The sequence below is a fragment of the Rhodococcus sp. PD04 genome, from assembly GCF_035918275.1.
Taxonomy (GTDB): Bacteria; Actinomycetota; Actinomycetes; order Mycobacteriales; family Mycobacteriaceae; genus Rhodococcus; species Rhodococcus rhodochrous.
In genome coordinates this window covers 2,725,872-2,744,544 of the sequence record NZ_CP142143.1, presented here as the reverse complement: position 1 = coordinate 2,744,544, position 18,673 = coordinate 2,725,872, and the positions used below count along the sequence as shown (strand labels likewise).

Sequence of the window (18,673 nt, the reverse complement as noted above, 5' to 3'; positions counted from 1 at the left end):
GCCGAAATTCACAAGAACTTGCCGATAGTGGCATGGATCACGGAGCTCTCCGTTCGTAGCGTCGTTCCCACAAGCCCAGCGAGGAAAGGACGACACGACATGAGCCCGAACGTGCACGGCAAGAGGGTTGTGATCACCGGCGGAGCACGCGGCATCGGACAGGCGACGGCCGAAGCCCTCGTCGCGGCCGGCGCGCGCGTGGCCATCGGCGACATCGACAAGGATCTCGTGCAGGACACCGCCGCCCGGATCGGTGCGCGCTTCGGCACCACGGTGCTCGGACTGCCCCTCGACGTCACCGACCGGGGATCCTTCGACGAGTTCCTCAGCCTGGCGAACATGGAGTTCGGCGGGATCGACGTGCTCGTCAACAACGCCGGCATCATGCCCACCGGCGCGTTCCTCGAGGAGACCGACGCGGTCACCGACCGGCAGATCGACGTCAATGTCCGCGGCGTGATCCTGGGGTCGAAGCTGGCCGCCGCGCGCTTCACCGACCAGGGCTACGGGCACATCGTCAATCTCGGCTCCGTCGTGGGCATCGAAGGCGCCCCCGGCCTCGCGGTGTACTCCGCGACCAAGCACGCGGTGATCGGCCTCGGATCGGTGCTGCGCCAGGAGCTCGCCGGCTCGAACATCGTGGTCTCCACGATCGCCCCGGGCTTCGTGCGCACCGAACTGATCGCGGGTATGAAGCCGAACGCACTCATCGAGAAGCTCGCGATGGTCGGCCCCGAGGAGGTCGCTGCCGCGATCGTGCAGGTGATCGCGACAGCCCGTCCCGGCCTGCGGTACGTGCCGCGCACGGCGGGAGCGATCCTCGGAGCACTGAAGGCGGTGCCGGAGGCGACCCGTCACCGCATCTCCGCGGCGTTCGGCCTGCAGTCGCTCGCACTGAACACCGACGAGACCGCACGGGCTGCCTACCGTCGGCGCACCGAGGCTCCGAACCCGGTGGGGGCCGGCGAGAATTCGGTGGCGAAGGATCCCTCCGGCAGCGCACGCTGATCCGACACGCACGCTGCCGGTCGGGGCTCAGTCTCCGGTCGGCAGCGCGCGCAGCGAGCGCACCGTGGCGTCGACGGCACGAGCCGCCTCGGCGCCCTTCTTGACGAAGTGCCGCGTGAAGTACTCGACGTGCTCGTCGTGCTCGTGGAAGTTGTGCGGGGTGAGCACGACGGAGAAGACCGGCACATCGGTGTCGAGCTGGACCCGCATGAGGCCGTCGATCACCGCGGTGGCGACGAAGTCGTGCCGGTAGATGCCGCCGTCGACGACCAGCCCCGCCGCCACGATCGCGTCGTAGCGCCCGGTCTTCGCCAGCTGCTTCGCGTGCAGCGGGATCTCGAAGGCGCCGGGGACCTCGAAGAAGTCCAGTGCGTCCTGCGAGACGCCGAGGCGGGTGATCTCGTCGGTGAAGCCTGTGCGTGCCTGGTCGACGATGTTGCGGTGCCAGGTCGCCTGTACGAACGCGATGCGCCCGGTGATGTCGGTCATGGTCACGAAACTAGCGCATGCCCCGTCATAGTTTGCGGTGCGGGAGGGGCGTTGTTCCGGCCTATGAGATTTCGTTTATTTCTCTTTTCCGTCAGGCACAGAGTGACTACGGTGGTGGATGTGACACAACCGGCTCCCGCCCCCGAGAACACCGTCGGTCCCCGCCCCGAGCGGTACATCGACATCTACCGCCGCGCCACCGCCCGACTCGAGTCGTGCCTGCCGCTCGGCTGGTCGCTGTCGAGCGACCGTCCCCGCTCCCCCGAGGCACCCACGCGGATGCTCGTCACCGCCCCCGACGGCGACACCGTGTCCTTCTCCGTGGTCGCCTCCCGCGGCGTACTCTCCGGCGACGTCGCGCGCATCGCCGCCGACCTGTCCGACTCCGACCGCGGCTTCGTGTGCGCCCACTATCTGTCCGATCCGGTGCGGCGCCAGCTCGACCGGCACGGCATCTCCTACGCCGACGCGACCGGCAACCTCTCGCTCGTCGCGAACCGCCCGGCGGTGTGGGTACGCGACCGCGGCGCCGACGCCGACCCGTGGCGCGGCCCGGGCCGACCGTCGGGGGTGCTCACCGGCGAACCGTCCGACCGAGTGGTGCGTGCGCTCGCCGATCACGTCGGGGAGATCTCCGTCCCGGAACTGATCAAGCTGTCCGGCGCGTCCACCGGCGCGACCTACCGCGTCGTGGAGGTGCTCGTCGAACGCGAGCTCGTGCGCCGGGTCCCGCGCGGCCCGATCGTCGAGGTGCGCTGGGAACCGATGCTGCGGGCCTGGGCCGCCGAGCGGAAGGTGTGCGCGGTCCGGCGGTTCACCGCCCCCGAGGGCGTCACCGCGACCCGCGCGCGACTGGCCGAACGCATCGACATTCCCTACGCGCTCACCGGGGTCGGCGCCACCGACTACGCGGCTCCGGCTCTGCTCGAGGTCTACGCCGACGACCCCGACGACTTCGCCGACAGTCTCGGTCTGCGCCCGGTCGAGCACGGCGGCGACGTCGTGGTGGCGATCCCCTGGTCACCGGTGGTCTTCGAACGGATGGACCGTCGCGGCGGACTGCGCCATGCCGCCGCCTCGCACGTCTACGCCGACCTGCTGGCGGGCCCGTTCCGCAACGACGATGCCGCCGAACACGTCCGCTCCCGGCTCACCGCGGACGAGCATTGGCGGCGCCCGGTCCGCTGACCGCCGGATCCGGCCGATCCCCCTCCCCGGATCCTCGGCCGAGCCTTTCGATCTTTGTGTACGGTGCGAACCATGACGGGTCGCCGCGACGACAGGAGTACCGATCAGATGACCGCGCCGCGCACCGTGGAGGACCTACCGTCGGCACTCGACGGCGCCGCCCTGTCCGACCGTCTCGCCGGTCGCCGGCCCGCGGTCTTCCTCGACTACGACGGTGTGCTCACCCCGATCGTCGCTCGCCCCGAGGACGCGGTGTGGTCGGATTCCATGCGCCGCACCGTCCGTGAACTCGCCGACCGCGTGTCGGTGTGCATCGTCACCGGACGCGACCGCGACGTCGTCCAACAGCTCATGGGGGTCGACGATCTCGTCGTCGCCGGCAGCCACGGTTTCGACATCTGGAGCCCCACCGACGGGCAGATCGCCCACGACGTCCTCGCCGACTTCACCGATCTGATCGCCGAGACCACCGAGACCTTGCGCACCCGCCTGGACGGTCTCGACGGCGTCGGCATCGAACCGAAGCGCGCGTCGGTCGCCGTGCACTACCGGCAGGCCTCCCCCGAGGTCCACGACCGGGTGGGCGCGATCGTCGAGACCCTGCTGCAGGAGAACGCCGACCGACTCGCCGTGGTGCCGGGAAAGATGGTCTACGAACTCAAGCCGGCCGTGGACTGGAACAAGGGCAAGGCGGTCCTGCACCTGATCGATGTCCTCGGTCTCGCCTCCGACGACGTCGTGCCGCTCTATCTCGGCGACGACATCACCGACGAGGATGCCTTCCGGGCGTTGCGGGGTCGTGGCATCGGGATCCTGGTCGGCAGTCCCGACGACCCGGAGATGGCCGGGCGCCGCACCGACGCCGAGTTCGTCCTCGCGTCGGTCGACGACGTCGAACGTTTTCTGTCGGCCCTGGGCAGATGACGGCGCCGCCAGGTGACAGCGCCGCCGGATAGTTCGTGTCGCCTACGACCCGCCAGGAGGTTCGCGTGTACGACCCGGAGTTCACCCTCGACTACGACGGTTTCGACCCCGACGACGAACCCCTGCGCGAGGCCCTGACGTCGACGGGCAACGGCTACTTCTGTTCGCGGGGCACCGCCGAGTGGGAGGACATGGGCGAGGTCCACTATCCGGGGACCTACGCGCATCGCTGCTACAACCGCGAGACCACCATCATGGGCGGCAGCCCGGTCCTGAACGAGGATCTGGTCAATCTCCCGAACTGGCTCGTGCTGAAGTTGCGCATCGACGGCGGTGAGGCGATCCGCCTGGCGCACGTGGAGATCCTCGACTACCGGCACGTCTACGACATCCGCACCGCCACGGTGGTCCGCGAACTGCGGTTCCGGGATCGGCACGGCCGCGAGACGTCGCTGCGCAGCAGACGGTTCGTGAGCATGGAGCATCCGAACCAGGGGGCGCTCGAATGGTCGCTGACCCCGGAGAACTGGTCGGGGCGGGTCGAGATCGTCACCGCCCTCGACGGCCGGGTCTCCAACCGCGCCGTGGCCCGCTACCGCGATCTCGAGGCGCGACACCTCGATCCGGTCTCGCCGCGCACCTACGGTCCCGAGACGATCGCACTGAAGGTGCAGATCCGTCAGTCCGACACCTACATCGCCCAGGCCGCCCGCACCCGGGTGTTCCGGGAGGGCTCGGACGGGGCGATGCTCGTCGACCGCGATCTGTACCAGATGGAGGACTACATCCAGCAGGTCCTCTCCTTCGACATCGCCGAAGGCTCGACGGTGCGCATCGAGAAGATGGTGGCGATGTTCACCTCCCGCGACGATGCGATCACCGAGCCCCTCGCGTCGGCGGGCCGGCACGTGTTGCGCTATCCGGATTTCGCCGAGGCGTACGACGAGCACGTCGCGGCGTGGGACGAGTTGTGGGACATCTGCGACATCCGGCTGCCGCGGGAGCCGCGCGCGCAGTTGCTGTTGCGTCTGCACGTCTCGCATGTGCTGCAGGTCTGTTCCCGGCACACCGCGCGCCTCGACGCCGGCGTGCCGGCACGCGGACTCAACGGCGAGGCCTATCGCGGGCACGTGTTCTGGGACGAGTTGTTCGTCTATCCCTTCCTGAACATGCGGGTCCCCGAGATCACCAAGGGACTGATCCTCTACCGCTACCGCCGATTGGGCGAGGCGCAGGCCGCGGCGAGCGAGGCCGGTTACCGCGGCGCGATGTTCCCCTGGCAGAGCGGCAGCGACGGCACCGAGGAGACCCAGACGGTCCATCTCAACCCGATGTCGGGGCAATGGGATCCGGACCTGAGCCGGAACCAGCGCCATGTCAGCGCCGCGATCTTCTACAACGTGTGGCACTACTACCAGGCCACCGACGACGTCGACTTCCTGGCCGACTACGGCGCCGAGATGATGCTCGAGATCGCGCGGTTCTGGGCGTCGATCGCGCACTACAACCCCGAGCGGGACCGCTACGAGATCCACGGGGTGATGGGTCCGGACGAGTTCCACGAACGGTATCCGGGGTCCACCGAGGCCGGGCTGCGCAACAACGCATACACGAACGTGATGGTCGCGTGGATCTCCGCGCGCGCCCTGGACGTCTTCGAGGTGCTGTCGAAGAGCCGGCGGACGGCCCTGCGGGCCCGGTTGCGCGTCACCGACGAGGAACTGCGGACCTGGTCGGAGATGAGCCGGAAGATGTTCGTGCCCTACCACGACGGGGTGATCAGCCAGTTCGAGGGCTACGAGGATCTCGAGGAACTCGACTGGGAGCACTACCGCACGAAGTACGGCAACATCGGTCGGATGGACCGCATCCTGCGTGCCGAGGGCCGCGACCCGGATGCCTACAAGGTCGCCAAGCAGGCCGACACCGTGATGTTGTTCTTCCTGTTCGACGATGCCGAGTTGCGCCAGGTGTTCGAGCAGCTCGGTTATCCCTACGATCGCGACCTCGTGCGCCGCACCGTCGACTACTACGACCAGCGCACCTCGCACGGGTCGACGCTCAGTCACGTGACGTTCGCCGGTGTGCTCGCCACCTTCGACCCGCAATCGTCGTGGCTGCGGTTCAAGCTCGCGCTCGAGAGCGATGTCAGCGACCTGCAGGGCGGCACCACCAAGGAAGGCATCCACATGGGGGTCATGGGCGGCACCCTCGATCTGCTGCAGCGCTACTACGTCGGTGCCCGCGCGTACGGCGACGTGCTCGTCTTCCGGCCCAAGCTGGTCTCGCACCTCGACGGGGTGTCGTTCTCCATGCGGTACCGCGGCACTCCCCTGCGGGTGCGGATCGACGGCCACAAGCTGTCGGTGCGCGCCGAGACCGAAGGCTTCCGGGTGCCGGTGCAGGTCGCGGTCGACGGCGAACTCGTCGAACTCGGTGCCGGCGACTCGCACGAGTTCCGGCTCGCCGCCGTCCCGGCCTGACCGCGAGGAGGACATCGTGGCCGAAACGCAGTCGCGGTTCCGGGCGGTGATCTTCGACGTCGACGGGGTGCTCGTCGATTCACCGCACGATACGGCGTGGCGGGAGGCGCTGGCGGAGTTGATGACCGGTGACTGGCGCGACCTGCAGCCCGAGACCTCCTGGCAGGAGGACACGTTCACCGCGGAGGTGTACCGGCAGGTGCTGTCGGGCCGGCCGCGGATGGACGGTGCCCGCGCCGCCCTCGAATACTTCGCGGTGCCCGACGCCGAGCGTCGCGCGGTCGACTACGCCGAGCGCAAGCAGGCCCGGTTGCTGCGGTTGATCGACGAGCGCCGGTTCCGCGCCTACGACGACGGGGTGCGCTTCGTCGCGGCCGTGCAGGCGGCGGGGATCGCGGTGGCCGCGGCGTCCTCGTCGAAGAACGCCGGGCTGTTCCTGCGGGCGATCCCCGCCCACGATCGTCCCGGCGAGACGCTGCTCGACCGGTTCGACGCGGATCTGTCCGGCCGCCCGGTCGCCCACGGCAAACCCGACCCGGAACTGTTCCTCACCGCCGCCGACGAACTCGGGGTGCCCGCGCAGGCGTGCGTGGTCGTCGAGGACGCGATCAGCGGGATCCGGGCGGCGAAGGCCGGCGGCATGTGGGCGCTCGGTGTCGCCCGGTTCGACGACGCCGCCGACCTCGAGGACGCGGGCGCCGATCTGGTGGTGACCTCCCTCGACGAGGTCGACGTCGACGCCTTCACCGCCGGGCGACTGGCCCGCCGCGGATCGGTGTGACCCTCAGTCGATTCCGACGCCCTGCCAGTGCCAGTCGGTGATCACCGGCATGTCCTCGCCGTGGGCGCGCACGTAGCGGGTGTGTTCGGCGAGGATGTTCTCGAGTTCCTCGCGGGCATGCCCGGCGATCGGCCGGATCCGATCGACGCGGTCGAGGACGTCGAGCGCGAGGTGGTAGCGGTCGATGCGGTTGAGCACGCACATGTCGAACGGTGTGGTGGTCGTGCCCTCCTCGATGTAGCCGTGGACGTGGAAGTTCTCGTGGTTGGTGCGCCGGTAGACGAGACGGTGGATCAGCCACGGATAGCCGTGGTAGGCGAAGACCACCGGCGTGTCGGTGGTGAACAGCGCGTCGAAGTGCGCGTCCGGCAGCCCGTGCGGATGCGCCCGGTCGTCCTGCAGTCGCATGAGGTCGACGACGTTGACCACCCGGATCCGCAGGTCGGGGAAGCGGCGGTGCAGGATGTCGACGGCCGCGAGGGTCTCCATCGTGGGGATGTCGCCGGCGCAGGCGAGCACCACATCCGGTTCGGTGTCGCGGTCGGTCGAGGCCCATTGCCAGATCCCGATACCCTTGCGGCAGTGTGTCATTGCGTCGTCGATGTCCAGGAACTGCACGGCGGGTTGCTTTCCGGCGACGATCACGTTGATGTACTGGCGGGTGCGCAGGCAGTGGTCGGCCACCGAGAGCAGGGTGTTGGCGTCCGGCGGCAGGTAGACGCGCACGACCTCGGGTTTCTTGTTGACGACGTGGTCGATGAATCCGGGGTCCTGGTGCGAGAAGCCATTGTGGTCCTGCCGCCACACGTGGGAGGTGAGCAGGTAGTTCAGCGACGGGACGGGGCGGCGCCAGCGGATCCGGTTCGTGGTGAGCAGCCATTTGGCGTGCTGGTTGACCATCGAGTCGACGAGGTGCGCGAAAGCCTCGTAGCTGGAGAACAATCCGTGCCGGCCGGTGAGCAGGTAGCCCTCGAGCCAGCCCTGGCAGGTGTGTTCGGACAGGATCTCCATGACCCGCCCGTCGGGGGCGACCCGGTCGTCGCCCGGGTCGATGCGCGCGTTCCAGGTGCGGTCGGTGGCGTCGAGGATCGCGTCGAGACGGTTGGAGTTGTTCTCGTCGGGCGCGAACACCCGGAAGTTCGTGGCGTTGTTCCGCATGACGTCGCGCAGGAAGGCGCCGAGGATGCGGGTGGCCTCGCCGGTGGTGGTGGCCGGTTCGGGTACGTCGACGGCGTAGTCGCGGAAGTCCGGCAGGATCAGGTCGCGCAGTACTGCTCCCCCGTTGGCGTGCGGGTTGGCGCTCATCCGCCGGGTGCCGCGGGGCGCGAGATCGCGCAGGGAGGCGACGGGAACGCCGTCGTCGTCGAACAGTTCCTCGGGCCGGTAGCTGCGCAGCCACTCCTCGAGGAGTCGGCGGTGCTCGTCGTCGCCGCGCGGATCGCCGATCGGCACCTGGTGGGCGCGCCAGGTGCCCTCGACCGGGATGTCGTCGACCTCGACCGGGCCGGTCCAGCCCTTCGGGGAGCGCAGCACGATCATCGGCCAGGCCGGGCGGGTCGCGTTTCCGGTGCTGCGGGCGGTCTGCTGGATCTCGGAGATGCGGTCGAGCGCCGCGTCGAGGGCGGCGGCGAAGCGCCGGTGCATGTCGGCGGGATCGTCACCGGCGACGACGATCGGTTCGTGCCCGTAGCCGCGCAGCAGCGAGATGAGTTCGTCCTCGTCGATGCGGGCGAGCACCGTCGGGTTGGCGATCTTGAAGCCGTTGAGGTGCAGGATCGGCAGTACCGCCCCGTCGCGGCGCGGGTCGACGAATTTCGTCGAATGCCAGCTCGCGGCCAACGGCCCCGTCTCGGCTTCGCCGTCGCCGACGACCGCGGCGACGATCAGATCGGGATTGTCGAAGGCGGCGCCGTAGGCGTGCGAGAGGGAGTAGCCGAGTTCACCGCCCTCGTGGATCGATCCGGGGGTCTCGGGGGCGACGTGGCTGGGAATGCCGCCGGGGAACGAGAACTGGCGGAACAGGCGCCGCATGCCGTCCTCGTCGCGGGAGATGTCCGGGTAGACCTCGCTGTAGGTGCCTTCGAGCCACGCCGCGGCCACCGGTCCGGGTCCGCCGTGACCGGGACCCATGACGTACATCATGTCCAGGTCGCGGGTGGTGATGGCGCGGTTGAGGTGCGCGTAGACGAAGTTCAATCCCGGTGTGGTGCCCCAGTGTCCGAGCAGCCGCGGTTTGATGTGTTCGGGCCGCAGCGGTTCGCGAAGCAGCGGATTGTCCATGAGATAGATCTGGCCGACGGACAGATAGTTCGCGGCCCGCCACCACGCGTCGAGGGTGTCGAAGTCGGTGTCGGTGGTGGGGAGCTGCATCGTTCTCCTCGTCGTCGCTGATATCCGGCGCCGGCCAGGGCTTTCCCGCGAATGCGCATGCGGGGCCCGGCCTGCCGCGTACCCTCGCTCGGAACGGTACCCATTCGGGGAGGTACCCACTCCCGGTACCGACCGGAACGATCCGACGTCGGAAGTCGAATGCGTATGGCCTGGGCCAGGACCGCACAGGAACGCACAGTCGATCACGAAGCACCGCAGCGGCGGGTGATCCATCCGTTCGCGGGCCGCGCGGTGGGGGTGATCGCGACGCTCGTGGCGGTCGCGCACCTGGTCGCGGCCGTGGCCGGTGGCCGCGGCTACTGGTTCGACGAGATGTACATGCTGGCCGTCGGCCGTAATCACCTCGATTGGGGATCGGCCGACCAGCCGCCGGTCGCGCCGCTGATCGCGTGGACGGCCGACGCGGTCGCGCCCGGATCGATCGTCGCGCTGCGGCTACCGGCGATCGTGGCGACGGTGGCTGCGGTCGTGGTGGTCGCGCTGATCGCCCGCGAGTTGGGCGGTGATGGGCGCGCCCAGTGGATCGCCGCGGCTGCGCAGGCCACCTCGGTGTCGGCGGCGCTGTTCGGGCACTGGCTCACGCCGTACGCGCTCGAGCCCGTGCAGTGGCTCGTGCTGCTGTGGTTGCTGGTGCGGTGGGTGCGGGTGCGCGACGACCGGTTGCTGCTGCTCGCCGGCCTGGTCGTGGGAATCGCGGCCGAGACGAAGTTCCAGGTGGCGCTGCTGTGCGCCGGGGTGGTGATCGGTCTCGTGGTGTGCGGTCCGCGGCAGATCTTCGGTCGTTCCCTGTTGTGGGTGGGTGCGGTGGTCGCCGCGTTGCTCGCGGTGCCGACACTGATCTGGCAGGCGGCGCACGGCCGGCCCCAGTGGGCGATGTCGGAGGTGGTGGTCGCGGAGATGGAGGTGCTCTACGGCGGTCGTCTCGGGGCGTCGCTGCAGATGCTCCTGTGGGCAGGGGTGCTGGGCACGCTGCTGATGGCATACGGATTGTGGTGTCTGCTGCGCGCCGAGGAGCTTCGGCCGTATCGGTTCGTGGCGGTTGCGTTCCTGGTCGTGCTGGTGGTGTTCGTGCTCACCGGGAGCCGGCCCTACTATCTGGCGGGTTTCCACGGTGCGCTCGTCGCGGCCGGCACCGTGGGATTCCAGCTCCGGCGCGAAGGCGGCGTCCGGCGGTGGGGTGCCGCGGTGTGGCCCGGCCTCGCGCTCGGTGTGGTGCTCGCCGCGCTCGTGCTGTCCGTCGCGGTGCCGATATCCAACAGCGATGTCGGGGAACGCATCGCCGCGAGCACCGCGGGCGCGTACGGGGATCTGTCGGCGGACGAGCAGCGCCGCACGGTGCTGTTCGGCGAGTCGTACATTCTCGCGGCCTACCTCGACGGCTACTCCGAGCGCTTCGATCTTCCGCCCGCGCACAGCCCCAACCGCGCGTACGGCTATTTCCCACTTCCCGACGAGTCGAGCACCGATGTGCTGTTCACCGGTACCGATCCGTCCGACCTCGAACCGTATTTCACCGACGTCCGTGAGGTGCGCGGACCTATGGGCGACGACATCGACGCCCGGGTGTGGTTGCTGACGGGACGGACCACCGGGTGGAACGAGATCTAGCAGGAGATCCGCACACTCGACGTGGCGTGAGCTACGAGCGGGTGGCCGTCGCCTCGTTCTTCCGTCGCACCATCTCGCCGATCCAGGCCGGTGCGTACGGTGACGTGCAGCCCGGGGACGTCGGATAGTCCTTCAGCACTTCGAGGCGTTCGCCGATGTCGAGCGCCCGGGCGCGGTGGTCGGGGTGTTCGATGCCGATCTGCGCCAGGCAGGTGTTCATCGCCCACTGCAGACGCTCGGGGGCATCGCGCATCTGCGCGTCGATGGTGTCGAGCAGTCCGGGCAGGTCGAGTCCGTCGGCGTTCTTGACGACGCGCTCGGCGGTGAGCGCCCATCCCGCGCTCGCGACGATCGGATCGGGATCGCTCATCCATCGCCCGCGCAGCTCCTCCGCGTGCGGGTTCTTCTTCACGACGTAGTTCACGAACCAGTCGTGCACCTTCGGGGTGCCGGTCTCCCGGACCATCGTGTCGAGTTCGTCGGCGGTGAACGCCTTGGGGCGGCAGATCAGCAGCGCGAGCAGCCGGGCGGCGGTGTCGCCGGTGGCCCACAGTTGCAGCGCGAGATCGTGCTGCGTCTTCACCCGCTTGGCGACGGTGCGCAGGGCGCTGAGGTTCACGCCGTGGTCGTCGCCGTGTTTCTCGTTCACCGCGCGGATCTTCGGGTCGTCGAGTGCGGCGAGTTCGGTGAGCAACTCGTCGACGGTCGGAGCGTCCGTTTTCGTCTGTGCCACCGCGATCTCCTGTCCGTGTGTCGGTCGCGCCTCAGCCTACGAGCGTCGGGCGACGGCCTGGGCCGTTCACAAGCCGAGTTGGGTGACCGCGTTGCCGACGAGACCGGCGTGGTGGCGGCTGTACAGCGCGACCATCCGTTCGTCCGCGTGCCCGGTCTGCGTCATGATCGTCTGCGTGGTCGCGCCGCCGCGCACCGCCTGGGTGACGAACCCGGCCCGCAGGCTGTGCCCGCCCAGGGTGGCGACGAGGTCGTCGCTGAATCCGGCGCGGCGGGCGCGGCGCTGGATCATCGAGTGCACGGACTGCCCCGACAGCGCGGTCGTTCCCACCGTGCCGCTGTGGTGCACGGGCCGGAACAGGGGGCGGTCGCCGTCCTGTGTGCGCCCGGCCGCCAGACCACGGCAGCAGTGCTCGGCCGGGTCGGCGGTGCCGGTACCGAGCAGGTCGACGACGGCCTCGCGTCCGGATTCGTCCCAGGCGTCGAGCACCTCCCGCCAGCGTCGATAGGCGCACACCGGGCAGGTGTGCGGATCGGATCCGTACGGCAGGGTGACCGTGCGGCCGCGCGCACTGCGGTCGGTCTTGGACCGGCGGACCGTCACGTAGAGCCCGTCGGCGCGGTGCGGGACGACGTCGGAGACGACGAGACCGGTGAGCTCCGAGCGACGCAGCGCCCCGGCCAATCCCATGAGCAGCAGCGCCGCGTCGCGACGTTCGGCGACGCGTTCGGCCCACCCGCCGTCGGCCGCCTCGGCGCGCATCGCGGTGAGGATGGTGCGGATGTCGTCGGTGAGCAGCGGGGTCCGGCGCGCCGGCGGGGTGGCCCGATCGCGTCGGATGCCCCGCAGCAGGTCCCGGACCGATTCGTGCCCACCGGGTTTCGGTAGGCCCGCCAGGGCGTGCATCTTGTTGATGGTCGACACCCACCGCGACAGCGTCGACGGCGCGTACGCCCAGCGTCCGTCGGGGCGCACTTCGGCGGCCTTCTCGGTGAGGAACCAGCTCAGTTGCTCGGCGGTGGCCGGCATCGGACTGTGCCCGGTGCGTTCGCACCAGCGGGTGAAGATCGTCCAGTCGCCGATCTGGGCGGCGCGGGTGTTCTCCGAGGTCGCCTTCTCCCGCAGCCGCCGCATCGCGGTGGCGACCGTGTCCGGTACCGCGGGCACCTCGGGACGGGGCAGATCCGGGCTGGTCACGGCGTGTTGATCCTCTGGACACGCAGGTCGCGGGCGAGATGGTCGCGTTGTTCGATCACCAGCCGCCGCAGCGCGGCCGGGGCGTCGGTGTGGGCCTCGAGCCAGGTGTCGACGGGTTCGAGGCTGTCGGCCGCGGGGAACAACCCGACGACGATGCGGCGGGCGATCTCGATGCTGCGGCTTGTCCAGGTCCCGTGGAGTACCGCGAAGTAGTCCGCGTCGTAGGCGGAGATCAGGTCGCGGCGCGCCCCGGCGCGGAACCCGGCGATGGTCGCGTCGAGATGGTCGTTGGTGAGGGTGTGGTCGGCGAGGATCGTCGCCCACGCATGCGCCTTGACCTCCGCGCGAGGACGAGAGGCGAGCGCGCGCAGATGAGCGGTGCGTCCCGAGGCGGTGTCGTCGTTGCGCAGTTCCTCGTCGAGGTCGGCCTCGTCGGCGTCGCCGGTGGTCGTCAACGCCGCCCACCAACTCCACCGCAGGTCGGGGTCGAGACGCAGGCCCTCCGGCGGTGCGACGGTGCCGCACAGGATCGACCGGAGGTCGGCTGCGTGCCGGTCGTCGACGCCCGCCGCGACACCGACGGCGCGGGCGAACGCCAACTGGGCGTCGCTGCCGGGTGCGGCACCGTGCATCCCGTCCCAGACCGCGTCGAGCCAGCGACGCCGCGCATCGGTGCGCGCCGAGTCGGGCACATAGTGTTCGACGGCCTGGGCGGCGTTGGCGAGCACCGCGGTGAGCAGCGCGACGTCCGCCTCGTGCGGGGCGAATCGGGCGGCCATCGACAGATAGCGGTCGACGGCGAGTTCCCCGTCGCGGGTCGCGTTCCACAGCGCCGACCACAGCAGGCCGCGCGCGAGCGGTTCGCGGACCCGGTCCAGCGACGACTCGACCGTGGCGAGCGACCGCGCGTCGAGACGGATCTTCGCGTAGGTGAGGTCGTCGTCGTTGAGCAACACCAGCGCCGCCTCGGGCAGGTCGACGGGGGTGCGTTCGTCGGCGAGGTCGACCTCGACGCGGTGAGCACGGACGAGGTCGCCGGAGTCGTCGGGGTCGTAACAACCGACAGCGAGGCGGTGCGGGCGCGGATCGCTCTGGACGATCTCGTACCCGTCCTCGCTCTCGTCGAGATGCAGGGTGGACACGCCGGTGGTCTGCAGCCAGGCCTGCGCCCAGGACGACAGGTCGCGGCCGGAGGTGCTCGACAGTTCGACGAGCAGATCGTCGAGGGTGGTGTTGCCGAAGGCGTGCTTGCGGAAGTACCGGCGGGCACCTTCGAAGAAGGCGTCGCGGCCGACATAGGCGACGAGCTGCTTGAGCACGCTCGCGCCCTTGGCGTAGGTGATGCCGTCGAAGTTCAGCTTCGCGGCCTCGAGGTCGACGATGTCGGCGACGATCGGATGCGTCGTCGGCAGCTGGTCCTGCAGATACGCCCAGGCCTTGCGGCGGTTCGCGAAGGCCACCCACGCGTCGGTGAACTTGGTGGCCTCGGCGCTGGTGAAGGCACCCATGAAGTCGGCGAACGACTCCTTCAGCCACAGGTCGTCCCACCACTTCATGGTCACCAGATCGCCGAACCACATGTGGGCCATCTCGTGGAGGATCGTGTTCGCGCGACCCTGATGCTGGGCGGCGGTCGCGGCACCGCGGAAGACGTACGCCTCGGTGAAGGTGACGCAGCCGGGGTTCTCCATGGCGCCGAGGTTGTATTCGGGCACGAACACCTGGTCGTACTTGCCGAACGGATACGGATAGTCGAAGTGTTCGGCGTAGAAGTCCATGCCCTGCCGGGTCACCTCAACGATCTCGTCGGCGTCGAGATGCTCGGCGAGCGAGCCGCGGCACAGCACCCCCAGCGGCACCGTCAGCTCGTCGCGGCTCCACGACGCGTCGACCCGGTGGTACGGGCCGGCGACGATCGCGGTGATGTAGGTGGAGATCGGCTGGGTCGGCGCGAACGTCACGGTCTGGGTGTCGTCGCGCTGCACCGTGCGCTCGGCGGCCTCGTTCGAGAGCACCTGCCAGCGCCGCGGGGCGGTGACCACGAAGGTGAACGGCGCCTTGAGATCCGGCTGTTCGAAGCACGCGAACACGCGTCGGGCATCGGCCGGTTCGTACTGGGTGTAGAGGTAGGTTTCGCCGTCGACGGGGTCGACGAAGCGATGCAGCCCCTCCCCCGACCGGCTGTACCGGCCGGTCGCGACGACGGTGACGACGTTGATCTCCTTCAGACCACCGATGGTGATTCCCGCGCCGTCGTAGACGACGGGCACGAGTTCGCCGTTGATCGTCACCGACTCGACGGAATCGCCGATGAAATCGAGCCAGGCCTCGTCGGTGGAGGCGGTGAATTCGAGCGTCGTGACCGTGGGGAATCCGGTGCGTCGGGCGTCGACGGCACCCCGAAGGTCTAGTTCGACGCGGTAGGAGTGCACGTCGAGTGCGCGGGCGCGCGCGGCGGTTTCGGCACGGGTCAGATTCGCGGAGCTCACGAGTCCCGATCCTGCCATCACGCGCCCGGACTCGACGGGATTAGCGGGTGTCAGGCACCGATCGCTTCGGCTGCCGACGTGGCGGGGCGTCCGATGAGGCGTTCGAGATCTCCACTGTCGGTGTCGAGCGCGCCGACGGCGATGCCCGCGTCGGAGTCGGCGAGCACTGCCGCGAACTGTGCGGGCACACCGGCGTTCTCGAGGATCGTCGCGTACTCCTCCTTCGGCAGATCCTTGTAGGTCACGGGTACGCCGACGATGCCGGAGAGGACCTCCGCCAGGTCGGCGTAGGTCAGTCGCTGACCGCCGAGTTCGTAGACGGCACCGGCGTGTCCCTCGGTCGTGACGACCGCGGCGGCGGCTTCGGCGAAGTCCTTGCGGGCCGCTCCGGCGACGCGGCCTGTGCCGGCCGAGCCGAACAGCGCCCCGGTGGCAGCGGCTGCGGTGACCGAGTTGTCGTAGTTCTCCCAGTACCAGCCGTTGCGCAGGAGGGTGTGCTCGATGCCGGAGGCGGCGAGCAGTTGCTCGGTGGCCTTGTGTTCGCCGGCGAGGATCAGCGGGCTCGTGGCCGCGCGCAGGATCGAGGTGTAGGCGATGAACGCGACGCCGCCGGCCTTGGCGGCGTCGATGATGTTGGTGTGCTGGGGCAGTCGCTGTCCCACTTCGCTGCCGGAGATGAGGAGCAGCTTGTCGACACCGGCCAGCGCCTCGCGCAGGGCCGCCGCATCGGCGTAGTCCGCGACACGGACCTGCACCCCGTCGGCGGCCAGGTCTGCGGCCTTCGCCGCGTCGCGCACGATGGCGACGATGTCGCCTGCGGCGATTCCGCGGGCGCGGAGGGCGGTGATGGTCAGGCGGCCGAGGTGGCCGGCGGCGCCGGTGACAGCGATGGTCATGGGACTCCTCGAAGTGGTCGAGCGGGCTCGGGAACCCCACCATCTCATCACTTACTTTTAGTAAGTGCAACCGTTCGAGTCGGTACCCATCGTTCGCATAGCCGCCGTATACTCGGCATTCATGAGCACCGATCGCCTCCCCGAAGCCGATGTCTTCGCGCGCGAGTGCCCGTCGCGTCCGGTGCTGCAGAGCATCACCGGGCGTTGGGGTGTGCTGGTGCTGGCGGCCCTCGTCGACGACACGCGTCGGTTCTCGGAACTGCGTCGCCGGGTCGACGGCGTGAGCGAACGCATGCTGTCGCAGACCCTGCAGACCCTCGAACGCGACGGCCTGATCCACCGAGCCGTCCTGGGGACGATCCCTCCGCACGTCGAGTACTCGCTCACCGACCTCGGACGCCGCATCACCGCGCCCCTCCTGACGCTCATCGACGTCGTGGAGGAGTCGATGCCCGAGATCGTCGCCGCGCAGAACGAGTACGACCGCGGCCACTGATCCGGCAGTGCGAACCGCCCCCACCGGCCCGGATGCGGCTGACAGAATGGAGCGGCCGGTCGTTCCGGCCGGTGTCGCTCGCCGGAAGGACATCCACGATGGCGCACGTCAATCTCGGTAAGCAGCACCCGGCCGCCTACAAGAGCGTGCTGGCATTGAACAAGGAGGTCGAGGAGGCCGTCGCGCAGGCCGGTCTCGATGCGAAGCTCGCCGAACTGGTGAAGATCCGCACGTCGCAGCTCAACGGGTGCGCGTTCTGCCTGCGCATGCACACGCGGGACGCCCTGGAGAAGGGCGAGACCACCGATCGTCTCGCGGTCCTCGCGGCCTGGTGGGAGTCGCAGTACTTCTCCGACCAGGAGCGGGCCGCGCTCGCCCTGGCGGAAGAGGTCACGCACCCCATGGAACCCGGTCGGCACGAGTGGGACAACGGTTCGCTCAGCGACGAGCAGGTTTCCGCCGTCACGTGGCTTGCGATCGTCATGAACGCGTGGAACCGCATCGCCGTCCGGAGCCACTACCCCGTCGGCCCCTGACCCGCACCGGCCCCACGGCATCCCTCCTCAGAAGTCGGTGAGGTTCGGGAAGAACAACACCTGCCCGACGGTGATCCTGTCCGGATCGGCGATGTGGTTGGCAGCCGCGATCATGGCGAACATCTCCGCGTTCCCGTAGTGGTCCTCCGCCAGAGCCCGCAGGGTATCGCCGGCGACGACGGTGTGCCGGTAGTTGAGCCCGGGACGGATCAGCACCCGTCCGACCTCGACGTGGTCGGGGTCGGTGATGTGGTTCGGAAACGAGATCACCGGATACAGTTGCGCCTCGCCGTACCAGCGACGTGCGAGCCCCGAGAGGGTCTCACCGGTGACCACGGTGTGGTGCCCCACGTCCCCGAGTTCGGGAACCAGCAGTGAGCGGCCGACCCGGACGACGTTCGGGTCGGTGATGTGGTTGGCCGCCGCGAGCACCGGGAACAGGGTCCCGTCGCCGTAGAAGTGTTGCGCCAATCCCGACAGTGTCTCGCCGGGCGCAACGGTGTGCCGGTCGGTGACGTACGGGATGAGCAGTTCCTGTCCGACGGTGATGTCGTCCGGGTCGACGATGCCGTTCGGAACAGCGATGACGGGGTACAACGTCGCGTCACCGTAGAACCTCTGTGCCAGCTTCGAGAGGGTGTCGCCTGCGACGACTTCGTATTTCGTAACCATGACCGTGCCTCGGTGGTGTGGAGGGTCGTCGATTCGAATCGAATCGACGAGGATCATGGTGCTCACCGTCGGCACCAGGCACACGCGTAGTGCGCTACCCGAATCTCGTACGAGAGATGTCCGTCGACTACGTCGGTGGCAGCAGTTCGAAGACCGGATGATGATCGGCCTCCGCGACGAACCGCTCCACCGGGTCGTTCCTGCTCGCCTCGAAATACCGTCGGGTGGCGGACGCCAACTCGACGTACCGCTGCAGGACCGGCCCGGCCTCCTCCGCCGACACCTCACGGATCGAGTAGCGGTGCGTGTCCCGCCGCCTGCTGAGCTCGACCTCACCGGCAGCACGCGCGTTGTGCACCCACCCCACCGATCCGTACGGGGCCACGAGCCAACGTTTTCCGTGCAGATCGACGATCAGCACGGGGTTGCGGCGGATCTTCCCGGTGCGCCTGCCGCGCGTGGTCAACAGATTGGAGTGCGGCACCAACCCCGCGCGGGTGAGAGCGCTCATCACGGCGTTCTCGAGGTGCCGCCACCGGCTCGGTCGGTACGTGCGCTCGGGGCGGAACGAACTGTCGGTCATCGTCCGCCCCCACCCCGGCCACGCAACCCCGAAGGCCCGCGGCCCGTGCTCGACAAGCCGGGACGCCGACAGCCGACGTACCCCGGGCTCGCTGAGCCGGGGCAGTGTGGCCGACATGTCCGCATGTGGCCGGTCGGGCGGCGACCTGTCAGCGCCGGTCGGCGGACTCGTCGGTGACGAGGCGATACAGCACGTATAC

General features: G+C 69.1%; 16 protein-coding genes. 8 read left to right on the top strand and 8 right to left on the bottom strand.

The genetic code is table 11. The annotated features are described in order from the left end of the window. The first annotated feature begins 99 nt into the window (after nucleotides 1-99). Complete coding sequence (locus U9J23_RS12695) at nucleotides 100-1,008, top strand: SDR family oxidoreductase (protein WP_272267499.1); 909 nt, start codon at nucleotides 100-102, stop codon at nucleotides 1,006-1,008. Between the two features lie 27 nt (nucleotides 1,009-1,035). On the opposite strand, the gene U9J23_RS12690 is transcribed toward U9J23_RS12695, so the two are convergent. Further along, complete coding sequence (locus U9J23_RS12690; RefSeq protein ID WP_272267497.1) at nucleotides 1,036-1,497, bottom strand: 6,7-dimethyl-8-ribityllumazine synthase; 462 nt, start codon at nucleotides 1,495-1,497, stop codon at nucleotides 1,036-1,038. Nucleotides 1,498-1,617: 120 nt separating this feature from the next. Here U9J23_RS12690 and U9J23_RS12685 point away from each other — a divergent pair, with 120 nt between their 5' ends. From U9J23_RS12685 to U9J23_RS12670, 4 genes are all read left to right on the top strand, one after another. After that, nucleotides 1,618-2,685, top strand: a complete 1,068-nt coding sequence (locus U9J23_RS12685) for a helix-turn-helix domain-containing protein (protein WP_272267495.1) — start codon at nucleotides 1,618-1,620, stop codon at nucleotides 2,683-2,685. A 72-nt stretch (nucleotides 2,686-2,757) separates the two neighbouring features. Next, nucleotides 2,758-3,609 carry a trehalose-phosphatase gene (gene otsB, locus U9J23_RS12680; RefSeq protein WP_272267493.1) on the top strand — a complete coding sequence of 284 codons (852 nt, stop codon included), beginning with the start codon at nucleotides 2,758-2,760 and terminating at the stop codon, nucleotides 3,607-3,609. 65 nt (nucleotides 3,610-3,674) lie between these two features. Next, nucleotides 3,675-6,092 carry a glycoside hydrolase family 65 protein gene (locus U9J23_RS12675; protein WP_326598152.1) on the top strand — a complete coding sequence of 806 codons (2,418 nt, stop codon included), beginning with the start codon at nucleotides 3,675-3,677 and terminating at the stop codon, nucleotides 6,090-6,092. A gap of 16 nt (nucleotides 6,093-6,108) precedes the next feature. Continuing rightward, entirely contained in the window at nucleotides 6,109-6,873 is a 765-nt protein-coding gene (locus tag U9J23_RS12670; protein ID WP_272267489.1) for an HAD family hydrolase, read from the top strand. Between the two features lie 3 nt (nucleotides 6,874-6,876). On the opposite strand, the gene U9J23_RS12665 is transcribed toward U9J23_RS12670, so the two are convergent. Then, nucleotides 6,877-9,243: a phosphoketolase family protein gene (locus tag U9J23_RS12665; RefSeq protein WP_272267486.1), complete on the bottom strand. Its 2,367-nt coding sequence runs from the start codon at nucleotides 9,241-9,243 to the stop codon at nucleotides 6,877-6,879. 159 nt (nucleotides 9,244-9,402) lie between these two features. Here U9J23_RS12665 and U9J23_RS12660 point away from each other — a divergent pair, with 159 nt between their 5' ends. Then, nucleotides 9,403-10,872 carry a glycosyltransferase family 39 protein gene (locus U9J23_RS12660; RefSeq protein ID WP_272267484.1) on the top strand — a complete coding sequence of 490 codons (1,470 nt, stop codon included), beginning with the start codon at nucleotides 9,403-9,405 and terminating at the stop codon, nucleotides 10,870-10,872. 31 nt (nucleotides 10,873-10,903) lie between these two features. Here the strand turns inward: U9J23_RS12660 and U9J23_RS12655 are convergent, their stop codons facing one another. The 4 genes from U9J23_RS12655 to U9J23_RS12640 form a co-directional block, all read right to left on the bottom strand. After that, nucleotides 10,904-11,605, bottom strand: coding sequence for a DNA alkylation repair protein (locus U9J23_RS12655; RefSeq protein ID WP_272267482.1), 702 nt, complete (start codon nucleotides 11,603-11,605; stop codon nucleotides 10,904-10,906). A gap of 66 nt (nucleotides 11,606-11,671) precedes the next feature. Beyond that, nucleotides 11,672-12,802 carry an integrase gene (locus U9J23_RS12650; RefSeq protein WP_326598148.1) on the bottom strand — a complete coding sequence of 377 codons (1,131 nt, stop codon included), beginning with the start codon at nucleotides 12,800-12,802 and terminating at the stop codon, nucleotides 11,672-11,674. After that, a complete protein-coding gene (gene pepN / locus U9J23_RS12645) occupies nucleotides 12,799-15,291 on the bottom strand; it encodes an aminopeptidase N (protein WP_326598146.1) in 2,493 nt (830 codons plus the stop codon). The genes U9J23_RS12650 and pepN overlap by 4 nt, the downstream gene beginning before the upstream one ends. A gap of 50 nt (nucleotides 15,292-15,341) precedes the next feature. Next, a complete protein-coding gene (locus U9J23_RS12640) occupies nucleotides 15,342-16,187 on the bottom strand; it encodes an SDR family oxidoreductase (protein WP_272267475.1) in 846 nt (281 codons plus the stop codon). 121 nt (nucleotides 16,188-16,308) lie between these two features. On the opposite strand from U9J23_RS12640, the gene U9J23_RS12635 reads away from it, so the two are divergent. Both U9J23_RS12635 and U9J23_RS12630 read left to right on the top strand, forming a co-directional pair. Continuing rightward, nucleotides 16,309-16,683, top strand: a complete 375-nt coding sequence (locus tag U9J23_RS12635) for a winged helix-turn-helix transcriptional regulator (RefSeq protein ID WP_272267473.1) — start codon at nucleotides 16,309-16,311, stop codon at nucleotides 16,681-16,683. A 98-nt stretch (nucleotides 16,684-16,781) separates the two neighbouring features. Then, the gene (locus tag U9J23_RS12630; RefSeq protein ID WP_272267471.1) at nucleotides 16,782-17,219 is read left to right on the top strand and encodes a carboxymuconolactone decarboxylase family protein; all 438 of its coding nucleotides are present in this window, start codon (nucleotides 16,782-16,784) and stop codon (nucleotides 17,217-17,219) included. Nucleotides 17,220-17,246: 27 nt separating this feature from the next. Here U9J23_RS12630 and U9J23_RS12625 read toward each other — a convergent pair whose 3' ends face one another. Next, on the bottom strand, nucleotides 17,247-17,948 hold the full coding sequence (locus tag U9J23_RS12625) for a LysM peptidoglycan-binding domain-containing protein (protein WP_326602917.1): 702 nt from the start codon (nucleotides 17,946-17,948) through the stop codon (nucleotides 17,247-17,249). 70 nt (nucleotides 17,949-18,018) lie between these two features. Next, nucleotides 18,019-18,474: a nitroreductase family deazaflavin-dependent oxidoreductase gene (locus U9J23_RS12620; protein ID WP_059384457.1), complete on the bottom strand. Its 456-nt coding sequence runs from the start codon at nucleotides 18,472-18,474 to the stop codon at nucleotides 18,019-18,021. Between the last annotated feature and the right edge of the window lie 199 nt (nucleotides 18,475-18,673).